The sequence below is a fragment of the Streptomyces sp. NPDC045431 genome (assembly GCF_040646655.1).
Taxonomy (GTDB): Bacteria; Actinomycetota; Actinomycetes; order Streptomycetales; family Streptomycetaceae; genus Streptomyces.
In genome coordinates this window covers 12,392-39,109 of record NZ_JBEZAQ010000026.1, presented here as the reverse complement: position 1 = coordinate 39,109, position 26,718 = coordinate 12,392, and the positions used below count along the sequence as shown (strand labels likewise).

The window sequence follows — 26,718 nt, the reverse complement described above, 5'->3', positions numbered from 1 at the left end:
GGGCTCGCGCCCACGGTCGTCACGGGTCACTCACGCTCGTCGGCCGTGGCGCGGCGGCGCACGGCGGCCCAGGCGCCGACGGCGAGGAGGACGAGCGCGGCGGGGCCGAGCACGAACCAGACACCCGCCGTCCCGCCCGAGTCCCCGCCGGCCCGGCGCGCGGCCGACGCCGGTTCGGCGGACCACCAGCTCCAGTAGCCGTCCTGACCCCAGATGTTGCCGGCGGCCTCCGGCATCGTCGTGATCGACCGGATGTGGTCGGTGCGGTACGCCTCGACCGCGTTCGGATACGCCATGACGTTCATGTACCCGGTGTCGTACAGCCGTGCCTGCGCCTGCTTGACCAGCTCCGCCCGCTTGGCGGGGTCGTACTCGCCCGTCTGGCGGGCGTACAGCTCGTCGTACGCGCGGTCGCAGATGAAGTTGTCGGTGGCGCCGGTGTCGGCGGGGGTCGCCGGGAGCGCCGCGCAGGTGTGGATGGAGAGGACGAAGTCGGGGTCGGGATTGACCGACCAGCCGTCGAAAGCGAGGTCGTAGTCGCCCTTGAGCCAGGGGTCGGAGACATTGTCGAGGCAGTCCACCTTCAGTCCGATGCCCAGCTGGGACCACCACTCCTGGAGGTAGGTGGCGACCGCCTTGTCGTTGGGGTCGGTGGCGTGGCACAGGATCCGGAAGTCGAGCGGCCTGCCGTCCTTGCCGGCGCGCTTGCCCGCGGCGTTCTTCCGGTAGCCGGCGGCGTCGAGGATCCGGGCCGCCTGGGCGGGGTCGTACGCGCGCTTGCGTGCGCCCTCGGGCTTCCAGAAGTACGGGGCGAAGCGGGGCGGGATGTAGCCCTCGCCCTCGACGGCGTGGCCCTGGAAGACCTTGTCGACGATCGTCTTGCGGTCGACGGCGAGGAAGAGCGCCTTGCGGACGGCCGGGTCGAGCAGGGCCGGGTGGCCGGTGCCGAACCTCTTGCCGTTCCTCGCCCGGGCGCCCGGGTTGGTGGCCAGGGCGTAGAAGCGGCGGCCGGGCGCGTCGTTCACCTCGATGTGCGGGGCGGAGCGCAGGGACGCGGCCTGGGCGGGGGTGAGGTTCGGTACGAAGGAGACCTCGCCCTTGCGCAGCGCGGCGACGGCGGCGTCCCCGTCCTTGTAGTACCTCAGCACCAGCTCGTCGAACTTCGGCGCCCCGCGCCAGAAGTCCTTGTTCGGCGTGAGCTTCACGTACTGGTCGACCTTGTAGTCCGTGATGAGGTACGGGCCGTTGCCGACGATGGGGAAGCTCTTGTCGTTGTTGAAGGTGGAGAAGTCCTTCACCTTCTCCCAGATGTGCTTCGGCACGATCGGGACGTCGAGCGCGGTCATCGTGGCCTGCGGCTTCTTCAGCTCGATGACGAGGGTGCGGGGGTCGGGTGCGGAGACCCGCTTGAAGTTGGCGGTGAAGCTGCCGTTGGCGGTGGCGGCGTCCGGGTCCGACATCATCCGCCCGAAGGTCCAGGCGGCGTCGTCGGCGGTCACCGGCCTGCCGTCGGACCACTTCGCGTCGGAGCGGATGGTGTACGTCCACGTCAGCTTGGACGGCGACGGCGTCCAGGCGGTGGCCAGACCCGGGACGGGGTGGCCGTCCCTGACGTCGTAGTTGGTCAGGTTCTCGTAGGTGAGCCGGTGGAGGGTGGTGGAGACCAGCCGCTGCGCGAGGAAGGGGCTCAGGGAGTCCACGCTCTGGGACACGGCGATCGTGAGGACGTTCCTCGGCACCGCTCCGTCGGCGTGGGCGGGAGGCGCGTGGACGGTGGTCGCGGCGACGCCCGAGGCGAATGTGGCGCCCGAGGCGAGTGAGGCGAGAAGCAGGCGGAGGGGGCGGTGCGGAGCCATGGTGACCATGAGCTGACCTCGCGTCGGATGCGGGTGCGCGTGGCGGCGCCGGCTGGTGAAGCGAGGTGTACCAGCGCCGTAGGGCCGCGTCAACGAGGTGTCAGCGCGCGTTGGGGGAGGGCGGACACGCGAGGGCCCGCACCGTCACGACGGTGCGGGCCCTCATGGACTCCCGGGGGTCCGGTCCTTCGACGCCCTACTGCTGCGGGGCCGGCGGCGCCTGGGGAGGCTGCTGCCCGGGCTGCTGCGGCACCTGGTGCTGCGGCGGGTACGGCTGACCCGGTGCAGGCTGCTGCGGTGCGTACGGCTGGCCGGGGCCGGGCTGCTGGGGTTGCTGGGGTTGCTGGGGTGCGTACGGCTGACCGGGGCCGGGCTGCTGGGGTTGCTGGGGTGCGTACGGCTGGCCCTGCGGCGGATAGGGCTGGCCCTGCTGCGGGTACGGCTGGCCGCCGGGAGCCTGCTGACCCGGCACCGGCGGAGCCATCTGCGGCGGCATGCCGCCCTGCCCGTCCCCGGTCCACAGGCCCTGCGCCTGCTGCGCCCGCGCGAAGTCCTCGGCGACCATCGCCGAGAGGTTGAAGTACGCCTCCCGGGTCTTCGGCCGCATCATGTCGAGGTCCACCTCGGCGCCCGCCGCCAGGTGCTCGTCGAACGGCACCACGATCACCCCGCGGCAGCGCGTCTCGAAGTGCTGGACGATGTCCTCGACCTTGATCATCTTGCCGGTCTCGCGGACACCCGAGATCACCGTGATGGACCGCTGCACCAGCTCCGCGTACCCGTGCGCCGACAGCCAGTCGAGCGTCGTCGACGCGCTGGAGGCACCGTCCACGGACGGGGTGGAGATGATGATCAGCTGGTCCGCGAGGTCGAGCACCCCGCGCATGGCGCTGTAGAGCAGACCGGTGCCGGAGTCGGTGAGGATGACCGGGTACTGCTTGCCCAGGACCTCGATCGCCCGCCGGTAGTCCTCGTCGTTGAACGTCGTGGAGACGGCCGGGTCCACGTCGTTGGCGATGATCTCCAGACCGGAGGGCGCCTGCGAGGTGAAGCGGCGGATGTCCATGTACGAGTTGAGGTACGGGATCGCCTGCACCAGGTCGCGGATGGTGGCCCCGGTCTCGCGGCGCACGCGGCGGCCGAGCGTACCGGCGTCCGGGTTGGCGTCGATGGCGAGGATCTTGTCCTGCCGCTCGGTGGCGAGCGTGGCGCCCAGCGCGGTGGTCGTGGTCGTCTTGCCGACGCCGCCCTTGAGGGAGATGACGGCGATCCGGTAGCAGGACAGCACCGGCGTACGGATCAGGTCGAGCTTGCGCTGCCGCTCCTGCTCCTCCTTCTTGCCGCCGAGCTTGAAGCGGGCGGCGGCGGAGGGGTTGCGGCTGGACTTGGCCTTCTGCTTGTTGTTGCGCAGGAGGCGGTCGGACGACAGCTCGACGGCCGCGGTGTAGCCGAGCGGCGCGCCCGGCACCGAGCGCTCCCGCTGGTCGTGCGTGACCGGCGTGGGCCACGCACCGCTGGTGCGCGGGTCGTACGGGGCGCCCTGGGGCTGCTGCGGCTGTTGCTGCGGGGCGGCCTGGGCCGGGTGGGGGAAGCCGTAGCCGCCCTGCGGGTGCTGGGGCTGGGGCTGGGGCTGGCCGGGCGCGGGTGCCTGCGGGGGCAGGGCGCCGGAGGGGGCGGGCTGCTGCGGCTGTTGCTGCGGGGCGGCCTGGGCCGGGTGGGGGAAGCCGTAACCGCCCTGCGGGTGCTGCGGCTGGGGCTGGGGCTGGCCGGGCGCGGGGACCTGCGGGGGCAGGGCACCGTAGGGCCCGGGCTGCTGCGGCACGGGCTGGGCGGGGTGCGCGGGGTGCGGGAAGCCGTAACCGCCCTGCGGCGCGGGGGCCTGCGGCTGCGGCTGCGGCTGTGCCTGGGCGGGCTGGGCCGGGTGCGGGAAGCCGTAACCGCCCTGCGGCGCGGGGGCCTGCGGCTGCGGCTGTGCCTGGGCGGGGTGCGCGGGGTGCGGGAAGCCGTAACCGCCCTGCGGCGCCGGGGGGTTCGGCTGCGCGGCCGCCGGGAGGACGGGCTGGTCGGCGGTCGGCGCCGGGGCGGGCCACTGCGGGGCCACCGTCGGCGCGGCCGGCTGGAACGCCGGCGGCAGCGGCGGCAGCGCCGCGCTCTGCGGCGTACCCGGCGCGGGGGCCCACGGCTGGGCCGGCGCGTCGGCGGGCGCCGCGTGCTGCGGCGGGGTGTCCTGCGGCGCGGTGCCCTGCGGTACGGCGTCGGTCACTTCGGCGTCCGCTGGGGCGGCGGCGTCCTCGGGGGCCTGGTCCCGCGGCTCGTCGCCGCCCTCGTCGGCGGGGCGTTCTTCGGCGGGGCGCTCGTCGGCCGGGGGCGCGACATCGGCAGGCGCCTCGGCCGCGGGCTTCTCCTCGGCGTCCGCGTCCGCGTCGTCGGAGGCCGAAGGCGCGGGGGCACCAGCGGTCTCCGCAGCCTCGACGGCCTCAGCGGGCACGGCCTCAGCGGTCTCCGCAGCCTCGGCCGCAGCCGGCTCCTCGGCACGCGCTCCGGCCTCGTCCGGCGAACCGGCACCCGACGGGGCCTCAGCCGACGGAGCCGTACCCGACGCGGCCGCCTCGCGCGCGGCGATCTCGGCCATCTCGCGCTTCAGCGCGGCGGGCGAGAAGCGCATGGTCGCGCCGCTCTCCACGTCACCGCCCCCGAAGGGCTGCTCGGGCTCGGGCTGGGCAGCAGCCCCCACCGAAGCCTCCGCCACGGGAGCTTCGGTGGCATCGGCAGCCCCGGAAGCCCCGGCGGCATCGGAAGCACCCGGTGCCCCACCAGCCGCAGACGCCTCAGCCGGAGCAGGAGCGGGCGCCGCTGGAGCAGGCGCCGTAGGGGCGGGCGTGGGCGCGGGGGCCGCGGGCGGCGTCGTCCAGTTCGGCTCGAAACCGCTGCCCGGGGGCAGCCCCGGCACCGCGACCGGCATCGCCCCGCTCGGCGGCGGCGGGGGCGGCGTGTACCCGCCGCTCGCCGCGCCACCGGCGGCACCACCCGACGACGTGTCCGCGGCGTTCTGCGTGTACCAGGCCGGCGGGGTGTAGTCGATGGTGAACTCACCCGTCATCTCGGCGGGATCCGCGTCGGACTCGTCGACGGGAAGGTTCCAGCTCCCGTGGATGTCGTCCCGATCGCCGTTCACTTTGCCTCCTGGTGTGGTCGAGCACCCTTGTGCCGTGGTGGGTGGGGCCACCGTTGACTTCCGATCGGCCCGGCTCTGCGACCCACCCTAATCGTCAACGATGCCGGACCGGCAGGCTCACCCGGAGCCCACCCTCTGTCCCGTACCTCACGCCCTGCCTACTCGTCACGTGAGTGCGGCAGAGCGTGAGATGCGTGGCCGGGAAAACCGGTACAACTGCCCATCAACCAGGAGCGCTCGACCGTCGCGCGGCGAGGCTCTCACCACATCTCGCCGAAGCCTTCGCGAAGCCATCACAGACCTGCGCGGCGGCCTCATCGACCCCAACCGCCCCTACGTGATGTCGAACTCGCCGTCCCGCGCCCCGAGGACGAAAGCCCGCCACTCGGCCTCGGTGTACCGCAGCACCGTGTCCGGGTCCAGGGACGAGCGCATCGCGACCGCGCCCCCCGGCAGGTACGCGATCTCGACCCGCTCCTCGTCGGGGCTGGTGCCAGGGGGACCGTGCCACTCGACGCCCGAGATGTCGAGGGCGTACAGCTCTTCCTTCTCCTGTGCGCTGCCCATCGGGGTTCCTTTCTCTCGCGGTGGCCGCGCCGCCCGGCCCGAGTGCCCTGTGGCGGCGCGTGAAGCACCTGTCGCTCCGCGTCACCCTCCCGCATCCTAGGCCAGGTGGGGGACCCCGCAGGGGCGCTCAGTCCATCCGCCGGGGCATGCCCAGCAGGCCCGACTCCGCGTCCGTCGCGGTCGTCATCACCCAGTTCCGCTCGCGCCCGGAACACCAGAGCGTGACACCGTCCGCCAGCGTGGGCAGGGCCTCCGTCTCGACCTGGGTGAGCCCCAGGATGCGCCCGATCTGCTGCGCCTCCTGCGGCGAGACCCGCTGGACGCCCACGAGCGTGGACGCCCGCATCAACCGGGGCGCCACCGGGCTCAGATACGGCAGCAGCGTCAGGACCGACTGCCACGGCGACGACACCACGCGCCCGCGCGGCGGCCGCATGCCGCAGTCCCGCACCACCACGACCGGACTGCTCACCGTCGCACCCATCGGGGGGACGCGGCCCACCTCGTGCAGGGTGATGCACTCCAGGCCGGCGCCCGCGGTCTGGGCGAGCGAGACCCACTCCTGCGCGCGCCCGGTCTCCACCGCGACCCGCGCGCCCGTGCCCGCCGCGCGCAGCGCCAGTACCTGCGCCGTCCACAGGCCGCCGATCAGCAGCACGTCGTACGGCGTCGAGCGGTGGAAGCCGATCATCTGCGGCCGGCCCTCGCCGTCGTCGCCGATGACCACCCCGTCGTCCCCGACCGGCAGGGACAGTGCGCCGAGATGGTCCGCCGCCATGGTGTGGCCGGCGAAGCGCGGGCCGAACAGGCCCCGGAGCCCCCGCCCGGAAGCGGACACGGACACGGGCGCGGATGCGGATGTGGATGCGGATCCGGTACGGGCCATCAGCGGGCACCTCCCAGCGGCAGCGTCGCCAGAACGCCCGGCAACTGCTCACGGTCCAGGCGCTGCAGGCCCACCTTCGCCGACCGTCCGGCCTGCTCCAATGCCCTGCGTACGCCGATCAGTTCAGTGTCGGAGCCGCCGGTGATCCGGACGTGCCCGAGTACGTCCATCGTCCCCTGGCGCATCCCGCGCCGCAGCGTGAAGCTCACGGTCGTCGCGTACGCGGGCACGGCGGTCAGCAGGGACACCAGCTTCGGCAGGGGCGTCGCGCCCCGCCCGAGCTCCGGCCAGCGGCCGACCGCGTACGTCGTGTGCCAGCGGTCGTCGCACCGCCACACCCGCGACGTCTCCGCCGTACGCCGCTGCGGCGCCGCGTCGGGCCGGCCCGCGCGGGCGGTCAGCCGTGCGCTGGCGCAAGCCGCCATCGCCACCGTGGAGTTGAGCTCCTCCTGGTCCAGGACCACGGCCTGGAAGCCGGCGCCGGTCATCCGGCTCGCCACATGGTCCGCCGCGCGCACCAGACAGCGCTGGGCGCCCTCGACGCCGCCGCCGCGCGCCGCGACCGCCTCCGCGCACAGCTCCGGGTCCAGCTTCACCGCCACCCACGTCATGCGCAGCGCGGGCGCACCGGTCCGCTCCTGCAGCGGCGCGTAGGAGCGGCGGGCCACCGACTGCTCCGGCAGGTGCGGCGCGGGCGCCGGGCGCACCTGCTGCACCAACTGCACCGACTCCAGCACGATGTCGTCGACTTCCAGCGCGCTTCCCAGCACGGACAGCGGCAGTGCACGGGCACCGAACGCCGGGCGCAGCGCACTCCCGCTGGCCTCGATCCGTACGACCGCGGTCAGGAACGTGCCGTCCCCGAGCATGCCGACGGTACGGCGGTTGCGGTCGACGTACGGATAGGGCCGGAAGCCCGGCACGCCCTCCGCGACGACGGCCAGCGAGGGGTCGACGTCCGCCGGCGCCGGCGCGGCGCGACGGTTGCGCGCGCGCAGGGCCATGGCCGCCGACAGCCAGTCCCGCAGCGCCTGTCCCCGGCGGCGGACGACGGCGAACACCACCATCAGGAACGCGACCACGCAGGCGGGGATCAGCCAGAACCCGCCGAGCGCGACCCCCACCGCGGCCAGCGCGAGCGCCAGTTCCACCAGCATCAGCTGGCGCAGCTGGAAGGGACCCACACGGCTCGTGCGGGACAGGGGGCGCAGGGTGGTGGAAGCCGGGACGGCGTTGCCGCGCGCGGCCGGCTCGGCCGGGGCGTTGCTTCGTTGCCGTCGGGAAGTTTCGGGGGCGGCCCTACCGGAGTTACGCCCATTTCGCGCGCGCGTCGCCGTACCCATCGCCGCGTTGCCCCCTCGTGTCCGTAATTACTGAATTCCCATGGGCGTTGACCGGGCGATCACCCTACCTGAGCGGTGGAACGCTGGTGCCAGCAGGCATAGTAGGGGGCGGCACCGACGACAGGTCCCGCTCGACGCATGTGGGAGCCTGGTCGCTCAGCGGGGAGAGGGACAACGGACACATGGCATCACGACGGGACGAACTCAACGCTTACACCTTTGCGAAGCGGAGGCTGGTGGCGCAGTTCGTACAGCCGAATGCGACCGGGTCGGAGGAGGGCGCGCCGCGGCCGCTGCGCGCGGTGCTGCCGGGGGTCATCGTCGGTGTGGTGATCCTCGCGGTCTTCGGGGCCTGGGGCATGTTCAAGCCCGTGGCGCCGCAGGGCTGGGCGACCCCCGGTGAGAACGTGATCATCGCCAGCAAGTCGACCACGCGGTACGTGGTGCTGGAGACCGACAAGAAGAAGCAGCTCCACCCGGTGCTCAACATGTCGTCGGCCAAGCTGCTGCTCAACCCCGACAAGGGCAAGGTCATCAACGTCGACGAGTCGGTGCTCGACAGCGGCAAGATCCCGCACGGCGCCACCCTCGGCATCCCCTACGCCCCGGACCGGCTCCCCGACCCCAAGGAGGCGGGCGCGGTCAAGCGCTGGGCGGTCTGCGAGCGGCCCGGCGAGGGCGGCCGCGCCATCCAGAAGGCGGCGTTCGTCTTCGCGCAGCGCGAGGAGGGCAAGACCGAGGGCGCGAACCGCCTCACCGGCGGCGAGCTGCTGTACGTCGAGGGCCCCGACAAGACCCGCTACGTGGTCGACGCCCAGGGCACCGCGTACCCCGTCGCCGAGAAGGACCAGGAGCTGCTCCTGCGTCAGCTCGTCGGGCAGGGGCGAGCCGCCCAGCGGGTGTCCGCCGCGTGGCTGGAGACCCTGCACAAGGGCGACGCCATCGAGTTCCCCACCGTCCCCGGCCAGGTCGGGACGGACGCCGGCATCCCCGGCGACCTCGACCCCGAGGTCAACAGGATCGGCATGGTGCTGACGGCCACCGACGGCACCCGGGAGCAGCAGTACGTCGTCCTCCGCGACCGTGTCGCTCCCATCTCCGACTTCACGGCCAAGCTGCTGCTGAACAGCCGCCAGTTGGTCGACCTCGACCAGGCGGGCCGCGCCACCTCGGTGAGCGCCGGCGCCTTCCAGCCGGGCGAGGCGTTCGGCGCGGACAAGAAGTGGCCGCGGCTCGCGCCGAAGCCCGTCAACGACGCCGGTACGGAAGAGGGCAGCCGCAACACCGTCTGCAACGTCCTGCGCGAGGTCGACACCGACAACGGCGCCACCACCCTCAGCACCTGGGCGGGCACCGACTTCCCCGCCCCGCTGCCCACCGGCGCCAGCAGCGCCTACGTCACCCCCGGTTCCGGCCAGCTCTTCCGGCAGTTCAAGGGCTCGGAGACCGGCACCGGCTTCCTCTTCCTGGTCACCGACACCGGCCTGCGCTACGCCATGCAGTCCAACGGCGACACCGCCACCGACGACTCCGGCATCGGCTCCTCCGGCGACGAGAAGGAGAAGAAGGCGCGGGCCCAGGAGGCCGCCCAGGCCCAGAACCGGCTCGGCTACAAGGACGTCGACCCCGTCCCCGTACCCGCCGAGTGGTCGGTCTTCCTGCCGACCGGCCCCCGGCTGTCGACCGGCGCCGCGCGCCAGCCGCAGGGCTCCTGAGGGCCGGGGCGAACATGACCTACACCCACCGACGTCTGCTCGCGGCCACCCCCGCTCTCGTCGCCACCGCGCTCGCCGCCGTCATCCTGCCCGCGCCGCCCGCGGCCGCCGACGACCTCCAGCAGTGCACCTTCCCCGGCAAGATGTACGAGGGCCGGCCCTGGGCGCTGCAGCGCGTCCTGCTGGACGAACTGTGGAAGCAGTCCACCGGCAAGGGCGTGCGCGTCGCGGTCATCGACACCGGCGTGGACGTCAAGAACCCGCAGCTGGCGAAGGCCGTGGACACCGGCAGCGGCATCAACCTGCTGCCCAAGAAGGACGATCAGGGCAAGGAGCTCGAGCGCGGCAAGGAGGACGGCACCACCGACACGGTCGGCCACGGCACCAAGGTCGCCGGCATCATCGCCGCCCGCCCCGCCAAGGGCACCGGCTTCGTCGGCCTCGCGCCCGACGCCACGATCATCCCGATCCAGCAGAACGACGCGGAAGGCCACGGCACGGCCAAGACCCTCGCGGCCGCCATCCGGCACGCGATCGCCGAGAAGGCCGATGTGATCAACATCTCCCAGGACACGGCGAACGCGGTGGAGCCCGCGCCCGCGCTCAAGGAGGCCGTGGACGCCGCCCTGGAGAAGGACATCGTCGTCGTCGCCTCGGCGGGCAACGACGGCCTGGGCGGCAACGTCAAGCGCACCTACCCGGCCTCGTACGAAGGCGTCCTGGCCGTGGCCGCGTCCGACCGCAACAACGAACGCGCGCAGTTCTCCCAGTCGGGCGACTTCGTGGGCATCGCCGCCCCGGGCGTCGACATGGTCTCCACGGTCCCGGGCGGCGGCCACTGCGCCGACAACGGCACCAGTTTCTCCGCCCCGTACGTCGCGGGCCTGGCCGCACTCATCAAGGCCAAGCACAAGGACTGGACGCGCCCGCAGATCGTCGCCCAGATCCAGCAGACCGCCGAGCGCTCCGTGGCCGGCCACGACCGCCTCGTCGGCTGGGGCGTCGTCGACCCGGTCCGCGCCCTGACGGAGGACGACAAGCCCATCGACAAACCGGTCGCCCACGAGGGCGTCACCCGCAACGAGGCCCCGACCCCGGCCGAGGTCCACCTCGGCGAAACCCCGGAGGAGCGCAACGCCCGCCTCGCGACGTACGTCGTCGTGGGCGGCGGCGTCCTCGTCGCGGCCATCTCGGGCGGCGCGGTGGCCCTACGTGACGCACGTCGCAGGGCGAGGCGCGTGTCGTTGCAACTGCAGGGGCGGGAAATGGCGTGATCTGTAAGGCGCTTGGGACTGTCATACCCAGTGACTACAGTGACGTGAAGCAGTCAAACAGCAGAAGAAAACGGGGAGGAACGAGCATCGTGCTCGAGGGAATGGTTGACGGGGGCGGCTATGGCAGGTGACCTCGAGCGTGGGGTTGACGAGCTCAAGAAGTTCCAGGGGGATGTGACCGCCCTCCTGGAGAACCTCCAGGGCGGCGCCGGTGGCAGCTCCAAGATCGCCGAGGAGCGGGTCACCCGCGGCTCCCTCGGCACGGGCATGCAGTTCGCCGAGGCGGACGGCTTCTACACGCAGTACAACCGCGTACACCAGGCGATCGTCCAGCTCTCCAAGCACCTGAGCGACCAGATCGAGCTCTACAGCATCGCGGTCCACGCGGCGGACGTGGGTTACGACAACGTCGAGGAAGAGCAGCGGCAGCGGTACCACGCGATCCTGGCCCGCCTGGACGAGGAGCGGGACAAGAGCCAGCCTCAGGACCAGAAGCCCGAGACCGGCAAGTCCCACCAGGATGTCAAGCGCGTCGGCAAGGACATGGGGTGACGACTGATGAGTGAAGAGAAGCAGCCCACGGAGCAGAAGCCGCCGACTCCCCAGCAGCGGTACGACCAGGAGTACAAGCAGCAGCAGGCGACCGACACGGCCATCACGGGCCAGCGTGTCGTCACGGACATGGCGCAGAAGGTGCAGGAGACCTTCAGCGGTGTGTTCGGGGGCACCGGCACGAGCCTGTTCGGCAAGACGAGCTTCGAGAACGCGCCGCTGAACGCGATGCTGGACCTGCTCGAGAGCGCCAACCCCGCGGACCTCACCAGCGCCGGCAAGAAGCTGCAGGACGCCACCACGGCGCTCAACGAGGCGGCGAGGAACCTCGACAACTTCGTCAGCAAGACCGACTGGAAGGGTGAAGGTGCTGAGGAGTTCCGCCGCTACGGCAAGGAACTCGTCACGTACACCTACAACCTGGGGGCGTTCTCCAACGTGACGGGCGCCCAGATGCAGGAGGCCGCCGTCGGCCTCAGCTCCGTGCGCAACTCCAGGCCGCCGCGCGACGGCCGGCTCGTGCAGAAGAAGCCCGACGACTTCGCCCTGCCGGAGCGCACGGAGGACAACCCGGACTACCAGAAGGCCCTGAAGGTCGAGAAGGACCGCCAGGAAGCCATCAACCAGATGAACCGTCTGGCGTCCTTCTACGCGGTCTCGGAAAGCACGCTGGCGTCGCAGGACCCGCCGAGGCTGCCGAAGCCGCTGGGGAGCTCGGCGGTGCCGCCGCCATCCGGTCGGGTCGGCACCGGCCGTAGTTTCGACTCGGGCTCCACACAAGGTGATCTGTCGGGGACTACCTCGAACCAGCCGAGCGAAGCGCGCAGGGAAGTAGTCGGTGGGGGCGAGGCCACACCACGTACGGAAATCACGGGCAAGCCGGTCGAGGTGGTGGGCTCCAACCCCCGCACCGAGATCGACAGCGTCCAGACGCTTCCGCCGCTGACGACACCCAATACGCCCACTCCGACCGTCCCGGCCACCGGCAACCCTGGCCCGCCCAACGGCGGCCCGCCCTTCCCGGGCTTCGGCCCGCCCGTCCGGCCGACGGCACCGCGGGCAACGGGGATGCCTGGTGTTCCTCGGACCAGCGGTGGTCCGGGCCCCAACACGGTCAGCCGTACCGGTACTCCCGGTCCTTCGACCGGGCGCGCCACGGGAACACCCGGACGCGCCACGGGAACGCCTGGTCGTTCCATGGGCACCCCTGTAACAGGTCACGGTTCGCCCTCCCAGGCCACGGGACGTTCCGGCCAAGCCATGGGTCGTCCCAGCCCCATGGGGACGCCGGCAGGCCAAACCGGTCGCACCGGTGGCCCCGGCCAGACGCCGGTGACAGGTCGGCCGACCACAACGGCGCAAGCTATGGCCGGACGCCAAGGAAGCCCGGGTGCGCCCCGGGCGGGCCAGAGCGGCATCATCGGAGGCACGCCGCAGCGTGCTACCGGCGGGACCACCGGCTCGCGCATTCCCAGGGGCACAGTCATCGGTGGGGAGGCAGCGGCCTCGGGCCGTCCCTCCACCGCGAGGCCGAGCCAGTCCGGTGTCATCGGTGCCAACCAGGCGAATGGCGCGGCCCGCGCCACGGGACGCGGCACGCCCAGCGTGAACGGCGTGGTCGGTACGCCGCGTGGCGGCGCGACGGCGGCCCGGCCCGGCGGGGCGGCCATGGGCGCTCGCAGTGGCCAGCGCCAGTCCCGTGACGAAGAGCAGGAGCGGAACAACTCCACCCGTCCGGACTACCTGACGGAAGACGAAGAGACGTGGGCAGCCAAGCGACGCAATGCTGTGCCACCGGTGATCGACTAGGCACTCGGAAGGTTCGGAAGTCAGGATGACGCCAGTGATGAGTCAGGTCCGTAAGCACACCGTGCGGCGTGGCCTGCTCTGCGCCGTGGCCGCGGCTGGAGCTTGGTCGGTGGGGATCAGCGGGACCGCCACGGCGGCGACTATCACCGATCCTCAGTCGAGGCAGTGGTACCTGGATTCGATGCACGCCGATGAGATCTGGAAAACGGCCACCGGCGAAGGCATCAAGGTCGCGGTCGTCGACAGTGGCGTCAATCCCTCCACGCCCTCATTGAAAGGCCAGGTACTCGAAGGCGTGGACTTCACCGGAGTGAAGGGTGAGGAGACCGATGATCTCGACGGCCATGGCACGTCGGTCGCCGAACTCATCGCAGGCACGGGCAAGGGAGGCGGGATGAAGGGCCTCGCGCCAGGGGCCAAGATCATCCCGTATCGCGTATCCGATACCGAACTGCAGAACAAGGAGAAGGTCAACGCCTTCGACATGCGGCAGGCGATCCGTGCAGCGGCGGACAGCGATGCACAGATCATCAATGTCTCGATGGCCAGCGATTACTACAACGCCGATATCAGGGATGCGGTCGAGTATGCCCAGAGCAAGGGGAAGCTGCTCTTCGCCGGTGCCGGCAACAGCGCCAAGAAGGGCAACAAAAAGCAGTACCCGGCTGCTTACCCGGAGGCCATCGCTGTCGCCGGCATCGGCCCCGACGGCATGGTGTCCGATTACTCCCAGCACGGCGACTGGGTCGACATCGCTGCTCCCGCCGACGACATCCCCGGCTGGTGCGACGAGTCCTTCACGAGCTACTGCGACGGCGACGGTGGAACCAGCTCCGCCACCGCCATCGCCTCCGCAACCGCCGCGTTGATCTGGTCCAAGCACCCCGACTGGACCGGAAACCAAGTGCTGCGCGTCATGTTCGAGTCCGCAGGGCGCGGTGAAGACTGGAAGCCCGGCACCGTGAGCACGTATCTCGGCCACGGCGTCGTGCGCCCCAACGCGCACCTCAATAGGGGCCTCGGAAAGCCGGGTGACCCCAACATCAGCCCGTTGACCAACGAGCGGGTCGGCGGCAAGCCCGGCTCGTCCGCTTCGTCGGCTCCTTCTGCACCAGCTTCGTCACAGGCCCCGAAGGACAAGGCCGCCGATGACGCGGCCATGGCAAGCTCTTCGAGCAAGAAGGCGGATGGCAACGGCCAGTTGGGCCTCATCATCGGCGGAGTCGCAGTCGTGGCCGTCCTCGCGGGCGCGGGCGTCTTCGTGGCCCGTAGGCGGCGTACCGCCTGACGCGGCGGCCGCGTCAGGCCCCCACAGGGGTAACCCACAAGACCATCTCCGCGGACAGCTGAACAGACAGTCCGCGGTGCAATGGAAACCCAAGAAAGGGAGAGCGACACATGGCAGTCCAGAAGGTCGGCGATGCAAGTCTCAAGGACTTCCAGGACGAAATCACCCGGAACTTCGACGACGTCAAGGCGCAGCTGAAGAACCTCCAGGGTGTCATCGACAGCCTCGAAGGCAACTGGAAGGGCATCGGCGCCGGCGCCTTCGACGTCAAGCAGAACGAGATCAACCAGGGCATGGTTCGTATCGCGAAGATGCTGCTGAACTTCCAGGAAGCGATCCAGGTCACCCGCACGACCGCCGGCAACACCGACGACGAGGTGGAGCAGGCCCTGCGCGGCGTTGACGTGACCGGCGGTTTCTCGGGCGACGCGGGTGCGGAGCGCCGCGCGACGTCGAACATCGCCAGCTACTAAGCGCACAGGTCGTCATCCCGCGACCGCGACCGCGATCAGTACAGAGAACACACGCCTCAATCGGTATTTGGAGGAACCGTGGCACAGTCCAACGACGGCGTGATGGTCGTCACCTACGCCTCGCTCGAGCAGGCGGCATCGACCATCGAGGCCCAGGCTGCCCGCCTGGACGCGTCTCTCGAGGCCATCCAGAACAAGATCAAGAGCATCTCCAACACCTTCGAGGGTGAGGCGAAGACCGCCGCGGACGGCGCCCACGCCAAGTGGGACCAGGAGACGCGCGCGATCCACAACGCCCTCAAGGGCATCGCCAAGGCCGTCCGCGAGGCCGGCCCGGCGTACCAGGCTGGCGACCGTAAGGCCGCGAGCCACTTCTAAGTCCCAAGGGCCCGGTGAGGGCCTGAGCGGCACGCAGGACGAGTAGCAGGGTGGGCATGCGCGGGAGATGCCCACCCTCACTCTTTTGTGTGGTTCGGGCGAGGAGCTGGCGTCGAAGTGTCCGGCTCTCTCCGGCAGCAACGGGAGGGCGCCGGCCGCCTGGTAGAACTGGGCGGTGCCCGCTGCGGAGCTGGCACGGATGACCATCCCGTCCGGCGGCCGCTTCCTCCGACCGCCCCGGCCTTCGCTCTGGAGCCCGCTGTGCCTCTGCGGTCAGGTATCACCCGCCCGATATCCCTGCTCCTGTCGACCGCAGCGCTCACGGCAGGACTCACCGGCTGCTCCCTGCTGCAACTCGCCGAGGACTGCGACGGGACCCACGACCAGGTGAAGAAGCTGGCGGTGCTCGACATCCTCGACTCCCGGCCCGCCGGGGCCACCGTCGCTCAGGGCTTCGAGAAGGTGGACGCCGGCTGCTGGGCGGACAGCGGCGATGTCTCGGTGTACGCCAGCCGGACTTACGCCTTCCCCGGCACACAGGCCGAAGTGGCCGCGCACTACCGGACGGCGGCGGTACGGGACGGATGGAACCCGCACCCCGAAGCCTTGCCCGACGACCTGTGCTTCGTCAGGGAGAAGATGGCCCTGCAGATCGTCTTCCTCACCGCCGAACGCCTCGCTGAGGACGGTTACGGAAACCGGCCCGACCTCACCACCGGGGCCGGCTACTCGATCGACATCAACTCGTTCGTGAACAGCGGCTCCGAGGCGGGCTGCTAGGCCTACCGGCCGAGCCCGCCCCCGGCCCTGGGCCGGTCCGGAGACCAGGCTGACCGGAAGATCCACCTGGCGCGCGAGGGGAGCGGCCGGAGTTGCGGCGCCGCCACGCGCATCTGCGCGTGGAGCGGCCGGAGTTGCGGCGCCGCCACGCGCATCTGCGCGGCCTAGCGCGGCAACTTCAGATCCGTGCAACCGTGTTGCTGAGCGGCCCGCTTGGCGAACGCGACGAGGGCGGCCTTCGCGAACCCCGGGTTGTTGGTCTCCCTCGTTTGCGCCCGGATGCGGAAGATCGCGCGGAAGATGTCGTCGGGGCATCGAGCGCTAGCCCAGTAGTCCTCCTCGGAGCCGCCGGCAGGCTCCTCCGTGAGGTAGGGGGCCTCGTCCTTGAGAACGCAGATTTCGAGCGGTGCGGCATCACTCGATGGTGCTTCCGCCACGCTGGTGACGTGCTTCTCCAGGGTGAACGGCAGGTCCGAGCAGGTGCCCTGTGCCGCGCTCGGGACTTTGTCTTGCAGGGGCTTCGAAACGGGCGGCAGCGGCCCGCCGGGCGTGGTGTCGCAGTCCCAACGTTCGGCGGCCTTCGCCGCCGTGGCGGTGACGAGCTCAGCGATCTTTCCGGGCTTGTGCGCATAGTCCTGGACCGCAGTGACCACCAGCGTGGTGTCCCTGTTGCGGCAGGGGAGGACAACGGCCGTGTTCGTCAGATCGGTGAAGCCACGCCAGCCGCCACCCAGGGGCAGGGGGAGTGCCTCGGCGTCCTTCTCGGGAAGGAAGCGCTCCCAATCGCTGTCTGTGAACGGGACGCGAGCCGGTAGACGGCTGACCGTGACGTACAGGCCCGCCACCTTGCAGAAGTCATAACCGTGGTCGCCCCGATCATCGCGTCTGTCGTAAGGCAGTACGCGCTCGTGGTCCATCCCGGTGAGGGAGACGGTCTCCTCGTACGGCAGGACGCCGTCGCAGTACATCTCGAGCTTGCTCTCGTACCGCCACCGCTTGCCGGTGTCGCTGAGCCGGTACCAGCCGTATCCCGCGAGGGTGGCCAGCGCGAGGGGTCCCGCGATCCAGAGAGCCCACCGTCGTACCACCTTCATCGGACCACCCTAGTATCGCCGTGCCGCACCCAGCTGTTAGGCACCGGGCCCGACCTTGGGTGCCTTGGCGGGAAGATTCGAAGGCAGGTTGCACCCGTTCCTCTTGTGTGCGTACTGCGCCGCGCCGAGGGCGAGGTCGGTCAACCCCTGACGGACCTTCTGGCTGGCAGGCCTGTCGTAGTAGTGCAGTTCCACCTCGACACTGAGGGAGTAACTGAATCTGGGAGTTCCTCCGGGCAGCCTTGCGGATGAGGAGCAAGGAACAAGGATGGCCGCTCTTCCTCCGCGAATAGCTCCCATGGCGCCCGCAGAGAACTTCTCCGCCTTTGGGGATTTATCGTGGAGTGCTTTCTTCACCCAGTCATCCGACGGTTTGTGATCCGTGAGCTGCGCCCTGGTATGGAAGAGGACTCGGCCACCACCGTAGATGTGGCAGTGGATCGTGAAGTAGTTTCCACCAATGGAGACGGGTGTGCCGTTCCACGTGTCCCGGAAACTGTATTCCGGTTCGTCGGGCAGTGTCGCGCCAAGAGCTCGGGTGGCGCTGGACGAGTTCCCCAATGTTTCGCAGACATCGCTTGCCTTGATCTCTCCCCGTCTCTCGAACGGGGGAAGCCCGAATATGTAGACGGTGGCCATAGCCATGGCCGCCAAGGCCAAGGCACCGATTGAGACCTTGCCTCTCCTGGACGCAAGCCCCTTCATCCCGAGCACTCCTCGGACTTGGACACTGCCCCTGCGAAGCCGAGGACCAGCTTTTTCATGGCTTCCTCCTTCGCCGCATCCACGACGTAGACGCTGGCGAGCAGCTCGTACGTGCCTTTACGTGAGCTCACCTTGGGGTTGGGGCACGTCACGTGGCTGACCGCGCCCCTGTCGCCCCATGCGTATCGCCCGTCGTCACTGACGCGCTCGACGAGGACAAGGTTCCTCTGGGACTTGGCGACCTTGACCGGCTTGGTGCCCTTCTCGAACCACTCGAAGCTCGCGGACATCACTTCTTCGTCGTCTACGGAGACGAGGCACCGGTCCCACCCGATGACGCCGGCGGCTCGCATGGAGATCGTCTCTCCGCTGCGGGGGAGGACAGGGTCCAGCAACTTGCCCTCGATGGGCGTATCGCACAGGGCGGTGGGTGTTGCGAAGTTCCTCTTCGGTTCGTGCGACGAGAACCCGGCGACGGCCCCGATCGCCAGCACCGCAGCCACCCCCGTAAGGGCCCGTACCACAGACCTGTCCGTGCTGAAGCGGTTCAACTTGCCCCCAAGAGCCAGTGGCGGCGCACGCCCCCGCTTCCGCCCACAGTCGGGCGTCGACTCACCAGATGTCACCCCGGCAGGCCGCCGAATCGGCCATCGCGTCCGTGTAGTCGGTGATCAGCGCCAGGATCTCGGATTCGGCGGCCGGACCACCCTCGACGCGAACCGAGGTGAATAGCTCACCGTCGGCAACCTTGCTGAGCTTGCTCGGGTCCACGCACTTGACCCGGCCGATCGCTCCGGTGCTGGAGTACAGGTACCGCTTGTCGGCGGTCGCCTTATCGCCCGGTTCGACGCCGATCGCGCGGGCTGCGACGTGATCCAAGGTGGAGCCCTGTTCGTACAACTCGACAGCAGCGGCGACCGCGGTCTTTTCATCCACGTTTACGTAGCAGCGCCTCGCCCCAGAGCCTCGGATGGTCCTGAAGGAAACCTTCTCACCCGCCGGAAGTAGCGGCCTCAACACGTCGGGAGAGACTTTCGTGCCGCACAACGATGTGGGAATGGCGTACTCCTGCGTTGGTGAAGAGCAGGCACCGAGGGCCAGAGACAGCGCCAGCGCACTCATGATGGCGGCGACCGCCCGCCCGCGCGTCCCGCATGGCCTATGCAGTCGATGCGACCTTGGTTTGTCTGCGAAGAGCATCATCGTCTCTCTTGGCGAAGTGGTGTCCGCGGTGGCAGGGCGTACCTGCCACCGCGGACTCGGCAATAGATCACTCAACGACTCAGGTAGGAATCTCCGTTTCGAGATCGTCCGCCATTCGACGAACCGATGTGGACGCGTCATTGAAGCCATCCGCGGTGCCGTATCGGGTCCATTCCCCGGCGCTGGCCATGTCGGGCGTCTTATGCGCCGCCGCAGCTAGGCGTGCGGCCTCAGCGCTGAGGCGGTTGTTCCTCTCCTTGCTGTCCTCCCACAGGTCCCCCACAGCGGCCCCACTGTTCTTCAGGTTCTCCGGTTCGGAATCCTTGAAGACTTGTTCAAGGATGACGCCGCTCACCGTACTCGCGGCGCCGCCGACTGCGACGCCTACAACCGGGGACGCGACGAAGGCGGTGCCGATACCGATACCCGTGCTGATGATGCCGGAGAGGGCGCTCTTCCTTTGGTTGACCGCCAGCTCGAAGTCGGAATCGGCTTCCTTCGCCTCACCCAGCACGGCTTCCTGCCGTCCGATGGCGAGTGTCCCGCCAACCTCGGCCGAGCGACGGGAGATTTCCCTGATGGTGTTCTCCGTACTCTGCTCATAACGCTGATCCGCCGGCAGGTCCGGGTTCAGGTGGTAATCCATAAGGTTGGCCATGTAAGCCTTCTGGCCCACCTCGATGGCCGCGTAGCCTTCAGGGTTTTGCCCAACGGTCACCAGGAATCGCGTCACAGCCGAGTGGTCCAAGTCCGCTACTGCCCCCGTAATGGGGAACAGCTTGCCGATGCTCTCGTTCTTATCATCGGCATCCGTGGTTGCCCTGTTGATGTCCGGCAGGTACTCAGCCGCGATCTGGCCCAGGCTGTCGGACATGTAGCCGTACTTCGTGACTCGCTCGGGAACCTCGGAAACCGAAGCAAAAATGTCCTCCACCAGCCTGGCTTGCGCGGCGTTGTGGGCCGGAGTGTCGGCGGTGGGCATCTCCCCGGCCCGGTGGCCGGTTGCCGCGGCCTCCAAGGCCAGGGCCAGGTTGTTGCGGCCCTCGATGCTGTCCTCGCCCTTGCTGTCCATCTCCGGTGGCCAGTGGCGCTCCTCGAAGAGGTACTGGAAGTTGCTGAGCTCCTTCCTGCCCTTGTTGCCGTCGCCGTCGGTGTCGTGCGTGAATTCGTGGTCGTCGTCCTTCGATAGGAACCGCTGGTTGAAGAAGTCGGGTCCCGCGCCCGGGCTGTTGGACAGGGCCTTCAAGAAGCCGACCAGAGGGTCGGAACCCGTATCCGTGCCGGTCCGGTTGAGTTGCGGGAGCCCCAGGGTGTTTTGCCAGGCCGGTTGGCGCCCGTTCTCGCTGAGAGTCTTCTCGGTCTGCATCAGCTTGGCGCCGTAGTCCTGGAGGAACCCGTCATCGAAGTCGCCCCAGCGCATCAGGTTGCTCATCACCTGGAAGCCGTAAGCGCTGCTGTGCTTGTTGAGGGGCTGTCCGCCGAGGTCGGCCATGTCGTACTTCCACTTCGACATCTCGGGGGTGTCGGCGTGCGAAGCGGTGGCCAGCGTCAAGCTGAGGTTCTTCTGGAGGTCGTCGTATTGCTCGGGCCGGTTGTGGTAGAGGTTGTAACTCCGCGAGAGGTCGTTGAGACCCGCCCAGAACTCAAGGGTCCCCTTCGGTCCCATCTGCTCGGCGAAGCGCTCGGCGAACAGCGGGTCCCCGGAGCGCTTCTGCAGGCCCGCGTTGAGGCGGTCGAAGTCGCTCGGGGTCAGGTCCTCGGGCTTCTTCTTGGCCAGCTTGGCCAGCTCCTCCGCCTCCTTGAGGGCGGCGGCCGCGGCGTCGCGGTCCTTGTACTTGGCCTCCGAGAAGCCGTAGTCGGTGAGGTCGACCAGCGCCTGCAGGGTGGTGGCGGCGGAGTTGTCGATCTCGGTCGCCTTGTCGAGGATCCCCTGGAGCTCGTCGCGCAGCCCGTCGATGTCCTTCTGCGTCACCTCCTTGGCGTCGGGGTTCCGGTCGACCGCGAAGCTGGTACCGCTGATGGTGACCGTGAGCTGCTTCGCGCGGCCCCGCTCGATGGCCTCCCTGAGCAGCCGCTGCTGCGTCTTCAGCTCGTCGCGCGAGTCGCGGAGGATGTTGAGTATGGACGTGGCCTGCGTGTGCGCGTCGGAGAACTCGCCGGCGGTCTTCACGATGAACTGCCGGGAGACCGCGGCGTTGTAACCGGCCCAGTTCGCCTTGTTGGCCTTGCCGACGAGCCCGTCCTTCGCATCCGCGGCGAGCTGCTGCAGTTTGGTCAGCATGGTCGTCCAGTCGCTGACCGTATCGTCGAGCGGCTTGAAGTTCGCGGAGTGCAGATCTTCGAAAAGCACCGGTCGATCCCCCTAGTCCTTCTTGTCCTTCTTGTCGTCCTTCTTCTCACCGTGCGCTGAGTTCTTCTCGCCCGGTGGTGCGTAGGACTCGTCGAAGCCGGCGTCGAGCGTGGCGATGCTGCTCACGTGACGCTCGATGTGGATCTCGTCGCCCTGGTGTGCCTTCGTCGTGAAGTCCATGTGGTTCGAGATGAGCGCACAGGCGTCCATGAGGCTGTTCAGCTGCCTGTCCCAGCGGGCGGCCACGTGCTTCAAGGCCCCGCCCAGCGCGAAGCCCTCCTTGGTCAAAGCGGTTCCGGACGCGTCGGTTTCGGCGACCCGGGCCTCTTTCCACATGCGGTTGTAGAGCTTGAAGGCCTCGTCACCGATCGCGGCGAGGTCCTTCTGCGAAACCTCGAGATCGCCTGTGGGTCCGCCCGCGTTCGGCTTGTCCTCGGGCGGCAGTCCGTTCAACCGCATGCCGGTCGACTGCCTCTCGACAGCCGATTCCTTCAGCTGCTCCCACTCGTCCCACGCCATCGTCCGGGCCCCTTCCCCCGCGCCTGCCGCGCGCCTCATGTGGCATGAACCTATTGAGCCCTCGCGGCTACGAGCAAGGACTCTCCTGGCCGTCGGTCGTCACGCTGCACACGAGGTCGCCCACGCCACACGCCACTTCCGACTGCCCCGGCGAAGACGTCACCCGAGCCGTAGCCGTAGCCGTGCCCGTCGCCGATGCCGGCGACCTCGCATTCATTCCTTCACCCTTCCGTGTCCGTCGGGTTCGACGGACTCGCCGATCCCGACGGACCCGGAAGGCGAGCGGCCCCTAGTCGAAAGCCCCCGGAAGCGTCGCCACCGTCACCACCTGCCACACCAAGATGCCCGCGACCACCACCAGGCCGATCCGCCCCCACCTGAAGTACGAGTCCGACGGCTCGTGCGCCTCCGGGTTGTCGAGCGTGGGGGCTTTGAAGCGCCACCAGAGCCTGCGCGGCACGTCGAAGATCGCCGCGAGGAGGAACAGCACCGCGAACGACGAGACGAAGACGATCAACCCGATCATGCGAGCAGCTCCGGCATCAACCCCGTCTGCACCAGCGGGTTCCCCCGCTGACGGGAGACGAAGATGCCCCGGCCCGCCGGCATGGGACGCATCCGGACGCCGCCCAGGACGTCGCCCTCCTGCGGGTCACCCGAGAGCAGGACACCCTGGGCGCCCAGCTCCATCATCCGCTGGAGGAACGGCTCGTAGGAGGCGCGGCTCGCGCCCGCCGCGCTGCGGGCGATGATGAAGCGCACGCCCACGTCCCGCGCGAACGGCAGGTGTTCCGTCAGCTTGGCCAGCGGGTTGCCGCTCGACGTCGACACCAGGTCGTAGTCGTCGACCACGACGTACACCGACGGGCCCCGCCACCAGCTGCGGTCCCGCAGCTGCTGCGCCGTGACGTCGGCCGACGGCGTACGGCGCTGCATCAGGTCGGCCAGCGCGTCCACGTGGTGGTCCATGTTGTTGGACATGGGCACGTATTCCGCCAGGTGCGAGGCGGGGGTGACGTCCAGCAGCGCGCGCCGGTTGTCGACCACGAAGAACTTGCAGGAGTCCCCGTCGTACCGCTCGCTCAGCTGCTTGATCAGCAGCCGCAGCAGGTTCGACTTGCCCGTCTCGCTCTCGCCGAACACCAGGAAGAACGGGTCGCGGTCGAAGTTGACGTAGACCGGCTCCAGGTTGTTCTCGTCGATGGCGAAGGCGACGCCCCGCTTCGGCTCCACGAAGCCCGCCGGCAGCTGCTGCGCCGGCAGCTCCCGCGGCAGCAGCCGCACCTGCGGCGCGCCCGGCGCCGTCCAGTGCCGGGCGACCTCCTGCGCCATCGCGGCGGCGGCCTCCGACAGCTCCGTGTCGGAGTTGATGCCGTCGATGCGCGGCACCGCCGCCATGAAGTGCAGCTTCTCCGGGGTCAGACCGCGCCCCGGCACACCCGTGGGCACGTTCACGGCCGCCTTGCGGTCCAGCTCCGAGTCCATGGTGTCGCCGAGCCGCAGCTCCAGGCGGTTCATCAGGTGGTCCTTGAGGTTCGCCCGGACCTCCATCGACCGCGAGGCGGTGAGGATCACGTGGATGCCGTAGCCCAGACCGCGCGCCGCGATGTCGAGCACCGCGTGCTCCAGGTTCTCGTAGTCGGTACGGAAGTTGCCCCAGCCGTCGATGACGAGGAAGACGTCACCCCACGGCTGCTCCGTCACGGAGATGTCGCCGCGCGCCCGCAGCCTGCGGTACGTGGCGATGGAGTCGACGCCCGCGCTGCGGAAGTACTCCTCGCGCCGCGTCAGGATGCCGTACACCTCGGCGACCGTACGCCGCACCTTCTCCGGGTCCAGACGCGAGGCGACCCCGCCCACGTGCGGCAGGCCGGCGATCGACGCCATACCGCCACCACCGAAGTCCAGGCCGTAGAACTGCACCTCGTGCGGCGTGTGCGTGAGCGCGAACGCCGAGATGATCGTCCGCAGCAGCGTCGACTTGCCGGACTGCGGACCACCGATGATCTGCATGTGGCCCGCCGCACCGGAGAAGTCCCGGTACAGCGTGTCGCGGCGCTGCTCGAAGGGCTTGTCGACCACACCGAGCGGCACGACGAGCCGCCCCGCCCCCTCGTACCCGGGCTGCGTCAGCCCGCGTCCCTGCACACCGGTCAGACCGGGCAGCAGCTCGTCCAGCGGCGGCGGGTTGTCCAGCGGCGGCAGCCACACCTGGTGCGCCTCCACGCCCCGCCCCTCCAGGCGCCGCACGATCACGTCGAGTACGGAGTCGGCGAGCGCGTCGTCCTCGGCCGCGCGCTGCTCGGGCACCTGCGCCTGCGCGGTCGGCTGGACGTAGTGCACCGGCACCGGCGCGGCCGTGAACAGCGCCGGACGGCGGTCCACCGGCAGGGGCCCGCCCGGCACGGCGGCGTGCGCGTTCTCGCGGTACACACCGGAGACGTACGCCGCCTTGAACCGCACCATCTCGTCCGTACCGAACTTCAGGAAGCCGGAGCCGGGCACGTTCGGCAGCTCGTAGGCGTCGGGCACGCCGAGCGCCGCGCGGGACTCGGCCGCCGAGAAGGTCCGCAGACCGATCCGGTACGACAGGTACGTCTCCAGGCCGCGCAGCCGACCCTCCTCCAGGCGCTGCGAGGCGAGCAGCAGGTGCACACCGAGGGACCGGCCGATACGGCCGATCTGCACGAACATCTCGATGAAGTCCGGCTTGGCGGAGAGCAGCTCGCTGAACTCGTCGATGACGAGCACGAGGGAGGGGATGGGCTGGAGCGGGGCTCCGGCGGCACGCGCCTTCTCGTAGTCGTGGATGTTGGCGTAGTTGCCCGCGTCGCGCAGCATCTCCTGGCGGCGGTTGAGCTCACCGCGGATGGAGTCGCCCATGCGGTCCACCAGCGTCAGGTCGTCCGCCAGGTTGGTGATGACGGCCGCCACGTGCGGCATCTGCGACATGCCGGCGAAGGTGGCGCCGCCCTTGAAGTCCGCGAGGACGAAGTTCAGCGTCTCCGAGGAGTGCGTCACGGCCAGACCGAGCACGAGCGTACGCAGCAGTTCCGACTTTCCGGAACCGGTGGCGCCCACGCACAGGCCGTGCGGGCCCATGCCCTCCTGGGCCGCCTCCTTCAGGTCCAGCATGACCGGCGTGCCGTCCTCGCCCACACCGATCGGCACGCGCAGCCGCTCCGACTGCGAGCGCGGCCGCCAGGTGCGGCTGACGTCGACGGACGCCGCGTCGCCGAGGTTCAGCAGGTCCGTGAAGTCCAGGTTCGCCAGCAGCGGCTCGTCGTCGTCCGACCCGGAGCCGACCCGCAGCGGCGCGAGCTGGCGCGCCAGCGTCTCGGCGGCCTCCAAACTCAGCCGGTCCGGGGCGCCCTCGTACACCATGCCGTGCGCCGACTCCAGGCGCAGCGAGTCCGGGTGCACCACGACCGACAGACCACCGCGGGGGCCGGTGATCTCACCGGCCACGACCTCGATGATCGTCACGCCCTGCAGGCCCTCCGGCGTGGCGAGCGCCGACACGGAGGGGATGGACTGGCCGTCGAGGACGACCACGACGTGCGGCTGGTCCAGCAGCGGGTTGCCGCCGAAGCGCGGACGGCCCTCCAGCCGCGCGCCGAGCAGCTCGTCGAGCTCGCGCGCGTCGGTGGTGATCAGCCGCCGCGAGCCCGCGCCGTCACCGGCCCCGGGGGCCTGGACGTGCGGGAACCACTTGGCGAACTCCCAGTGGCCGGCGCTCTCGCGGCCCACGGCAAGGGCGATGACCATGTCCTCGGGGGAGTGCAGCGACGCCAGCGAGCCGACCATCGCGCGCGCCGCCGAGCGCGCCGACTCCGCCTCGCCGCTCACCGTCAGGTGGTAGAAGGCGCGCAGCGACACGGCGATGGGCAGGCCCTCCAGGGTGCTGTGGGCGTTGATGAACTGCTGCATAGCGCCGGCCGTGAGCGGCTCCAGCTCGTCGACGGGCGCCGTGTCGGGAGCGATGAGCGGGGTGGCGAGCTGCTGGCTGCCCAGCCCGATGCGCACCTGCGCGAAGTCGTCGTCGGCGACGCGCCGCTCCCACACGCGGCTGCCCTCGGCGACCAGCGCCCACAGCTGCTCGGGGGAGGGGTGCAGGTAGAACTGGGCGTCGCGCTGGAGGCGCGCGGTCCGCAGCACCGCACGGCGGGTCTGCGTCAGGTACTTGAGGTAGTCACGGCGCAGGTCGGCGAGCTGCCCCTGGGTGCCGCGCCGGTAGCGCACCATCATCGCGATGGCCATGGCGACCGTCGAGGCGATCATCACCATGCCCATGATCCGCATGACTGGGTTCGGGGTCATGAAGAAGAAGACGACCGAACCACCCATGCCGAGCGTCGGCAGCAACTGCATGAGCACGCCCTCCTGCTGCCCTCTGGGCAGCTCGGGAGGGGGTTGCAGTTGCACCTGCTCGCCGGGTACTTCGGACGGCAGGGCCCGTGGTGGGCGCTTGACGATGATTTGACTCACAGCTCACCAATTCCCTTGGCGGACGGAAACGTTCCTATCGGCGCCCCCGTGGCGACGGGTTCCGTCCGCGGGGAGGGATCCTACTTGTGAGGGGGGTTACGGGTGGGCGGTAGGGTGGCGCGAAATGGTGGCGCACCTGTGAACCTCCGCAAACAAATGGGTCATTCGGAGCGCCACGGCAGGACTTCGACGACTTGGGCGACGCTCGACGTCCGGGGTCGTCTCCGACACCTCGGCGTCCGAGGTCGTTTCGGACACCTCGG

The 26,718-nt window shown here is 69.8% G+C and carries 21 protein-coding genes; 8 read left to right on the top strand and 13 right to left on the bottom strand.

The window, feature by feature from the left end; translation table 11 throughout:
* Positions 1-26: 26 nt before the first annotated feature.
* From AB0A69_RS31500 to eccE, 5 genes are all read right to left on the bottom strand, one after another.
* Complete coding sequence (locus tag AB0A69_RS31500) at positions 27-1,865, bottom strand: ABC transporter substrate-binding protein (protein WP_361429104.1); 1,839 nt, start codon at positions 1,863-1,865, stop codon at positions 27-29.
* A gap of 187 nt (positions 1,866-2,052) precedes the next feature.
* A complete protein-coding gene (locus AB0A69_RS31495) occupies positions 2,053-5,031 on the bottom strand; it encodes an SCO5717 family growth-regulating ATPase (RefSeq protein WP_361429102.1) in 2,979 nt (992 codons plus the stop codon).
* Between the two features lie 333 nt (positions 5,032-5,364).
* The gene (locus AB0A69_RS31490) at positions 5,365-5,598 is read right to left on the bottom strand and encodes a DUF397 domain-containing protein (RefSeq protein WP_361429100.1); all 234 of its coding nucleotides are present in this window, start codon (positions 5,596-5,598) and stop codon (positions 5,365-5,367) included.
* 127 nt (positions 5,599-5,725) lie between these two features.
* Positions 5,726-6,376: a hypothetical protein gene (locus tag AB0A69_RS31485; RefSeq protein ID WP_361429161.1), complete on the bottom strand. Its 651-nt coding sequence runs from the start codon at positions 6,374-6,376 to the stop codon at positions 5,726-5,728.
* 107 nt (positions 6,377-6,483) lie between these two features.
* Positions 6,484-7,827 carry a type VII secretion protein EccE gene (eccE, locus tag AB0A69_RS31480; protein WP_361429098.1) on the bottom strand — a complete coding sequence of 448 codons (1,344 nt, stop codon included), beginning with the start codon at positions 7,825-7,827 and terminating at the stop codon, positions 6,484-6,486.
* Positions 7,828-8,009: 182 nt separating this feature from the next.
* Between eccE and eccB the strand changes: the two genes are divergently transcribed.
* The 8 genes from eccB to AB0A69_RS31440 all read left to right on the top strand — a co-directional run bounded on the left by eccB (position 8,010) and on the right by AB0A69_RS31440 (position 16,096).
* Positions 8,010-9,542: a type VII secretion protein EccB gene (eccB, locus tag AB0A69_RS31475; RefSeq protein WP_361429096.1), complete on the top strand. Its 1,533-nt coding sequence runs from the start codon at positions 8,010-8,012 to the stop codon at positions 9,540-9,542.
* 14 nt (positions 9,543-9,556) lie between these two features.
* Positions 9,557-10,816, top strand: coding sequence for a type VII secretion-associated serine protease mycosin (gene mycP / locus AB0A69_RS31470; RefSeq protein ID WP_361429094.1), 1,260 nt, complete (start codon positions 9,557-9,559; stop codon positions 10,814-10,816).
* 120 nt (positions 10,817-10,936) lie between these two features.
* Positions 10,937-11,368 carry a hypothetical protein gene (locus tag AB0A69_RS31465; protein ID WP_361429092.1) on the top strand — a complete coding sequence of 144 codons (432 nt, stop codon included), beginning with the start codon at positions 10,937-10,939 and terminating at the stop codon, positions 11,366-11,368.
* 6 nt (positions 11,369-11,374) lie between these two features.
* Positions 11,375-13,177 (top strand): hypothetical protein, encoded by a 1,803-nt coding sequence (locus tag AB0A69_RS31460; RefSeq protein ID WP_361429090.1) that lies wholly within the window; start codon positions 11,375-11,377, stop codon positions 13,175-13,177.
* Between the two features lie 25 nt (positions 13,178-13,202).
* The gene (locus tag AB0A69_RS31455) at positions 13,203-14,465 is read left to right on the top strand and encodes a S8 family serine peptidase (RefSeq protein ID WP_361429088.1); all 1,263 of its coding nucleotides are present in this window, start codon (positions 13,203-13,205) and stop codon (positions 14,463-14,465) included.
* Between the two features lie 110 nt (positions 14,466-14,575).
* The gene (locus AB0A69_RS31450) at positions 14,576-14,938 is read left to right on the top strand and encodes a WXG100 family type VII secretion target (RefSeq protein WP_361429086.1); all 363 of its coding nucleotides are present in this window, start codon (positions 14,576-14,578) and stop codon (positions 14,936-14,938) included.
* A 78-nt stretch (positions 14,939-15,016) separates the two neighbouring features.
* Positions 15,017-15,316, top strand: coding sequence for a WXG100 family type VII secretion target (locus AB0A69_RS31445; RefSeq protein ID WP_355356058.1), 300 nt, complete (start codon positions 15,017-15,019; stop codon positions 15,314-15,316).
* A gap of 261 nt (positions 15,317-15,577) precedes the next feature.
* Positions 15,578-16,096, top strand: a complete 519-nt coding sequence (locus AB0A69_RS31440; protein WP_361429083.1) for a hypothetical protein — start codon at positions 15,578-15,580, stop codon at positions 16,094-16,096.
* A gap of 164 nt (positions 16,097-16,260) precedes the next feature.
* On the opposite strand, the gene AB0A69_RS31435 is transcribed toward AB0A69_RS31440, so the two are convergent.
* The 8 genes from AB0A69_RS31435 to eccCa all read right to left on the bottom strand — a co-directional run bounded on the left by AB0A69_RS31435 (position 16,261) and on the right by eccCa (position 26,455).
* Complete coding sequence (locus AB0A69_RS31435; RefSeq protein WP_361429081.1) at positions 16,261-17,190, bottom strand: hypothetical protein; 930 nt, start codon at positions 17,188-17,190, stop codon at positions 16,261-16,263.
* A 36-nt stretch (positions 17,191-17,226) separates the two neighbouring features.
* The gene (locus tag AB0A69_RS31430) at positions 17,227-17,895 is read right to left on the bottom strand and encodes a hypothetical protein (RefSeq protein ID WP_361429079.1); all 669 of its coding nucleotides are present in this window, start codon (positions 17,893-17,895) and stop codon (positions 17,227-17,229) included.
* Positions 17,892-18,398, bottom strand: coding sequence for a hypothetical protein (locus AB0A69_RS31425; RefSeq protein ID WP_361429077.1), 507 nt, complete (start codon positions 18,396-18,398; stop codon positions 17,892-17,894). The genes AB0A69_RS31430 and AB0A69_RS31425 overlap by 4 nt, the downstream gene beginning before the upstream one ends.
* Positions 18,399-18,507: 109 nt before the next feature.
* Positions 18,508-18,831 carry a hypothetical protein gene (locus AB0A69_RS31420; RefSeq protein WP_361429075.1) on the bottom strand — a complete coding sequence of 108 codons (324 nt, stop codon included), beginning with the start codon at positions 18,829-18,831 and terminating at the stop codon, positions 18,508-18,510.
* A gap of 346 nt (positions 18,832-19,177) precedes the next feature.
* Positions 19,178-21,448 (bottom strand): hypothetical protein, encoded by a 2,271-nt coding sequence (locus AB0A69_RS31415; protein WP_361429073.1) that lies wholly within the window; start codon positions 21,446-21,448, stop codon positions 19,178-19,180.
* Positions 21,449-21,460: 12 nt separating this feature from the next.
* Complete coding sequence (locus tag AB0A69_RS31410; protein WP_361429071.1) at positions 21,461-21,967, bottom strand: hypothetical protein; 507 nt, start codon at positions 21,965-21,967, stop codon at positions 21,461-21,463.
* A gap of 289 nt (positions 21,968-22,256) precedes the next feature.
* Complete coding sequence (locus AB0A69_RS31405; RefSeq protein ID WP_361429069.1) at positions 22,257-22,493, bottom strand: hypothetical protein; 237 nt, start codon at positions 22,491-22,493, stop codon at positions 22,257-22,259.
* Positions 22,490-26,455 carry a type VII secretion protein EccCa gene (eccCa, locus tag AB0A69_RS31400; protein WP_361429067.1) on the bottom strand — a complete coding sequence of 1,322 codons (3,966 nt, stop codon included), beginning with the start codon at positions 26,453-26,455 and terminating at the stop codon, positions 22,490-22,492. Before eccCa ends, AB0A69_RS31405 begins: the two co-directional genes overlap by 4 nt.
* Positions 26,456-26,718: the final 263 nt, after the last annotated feature.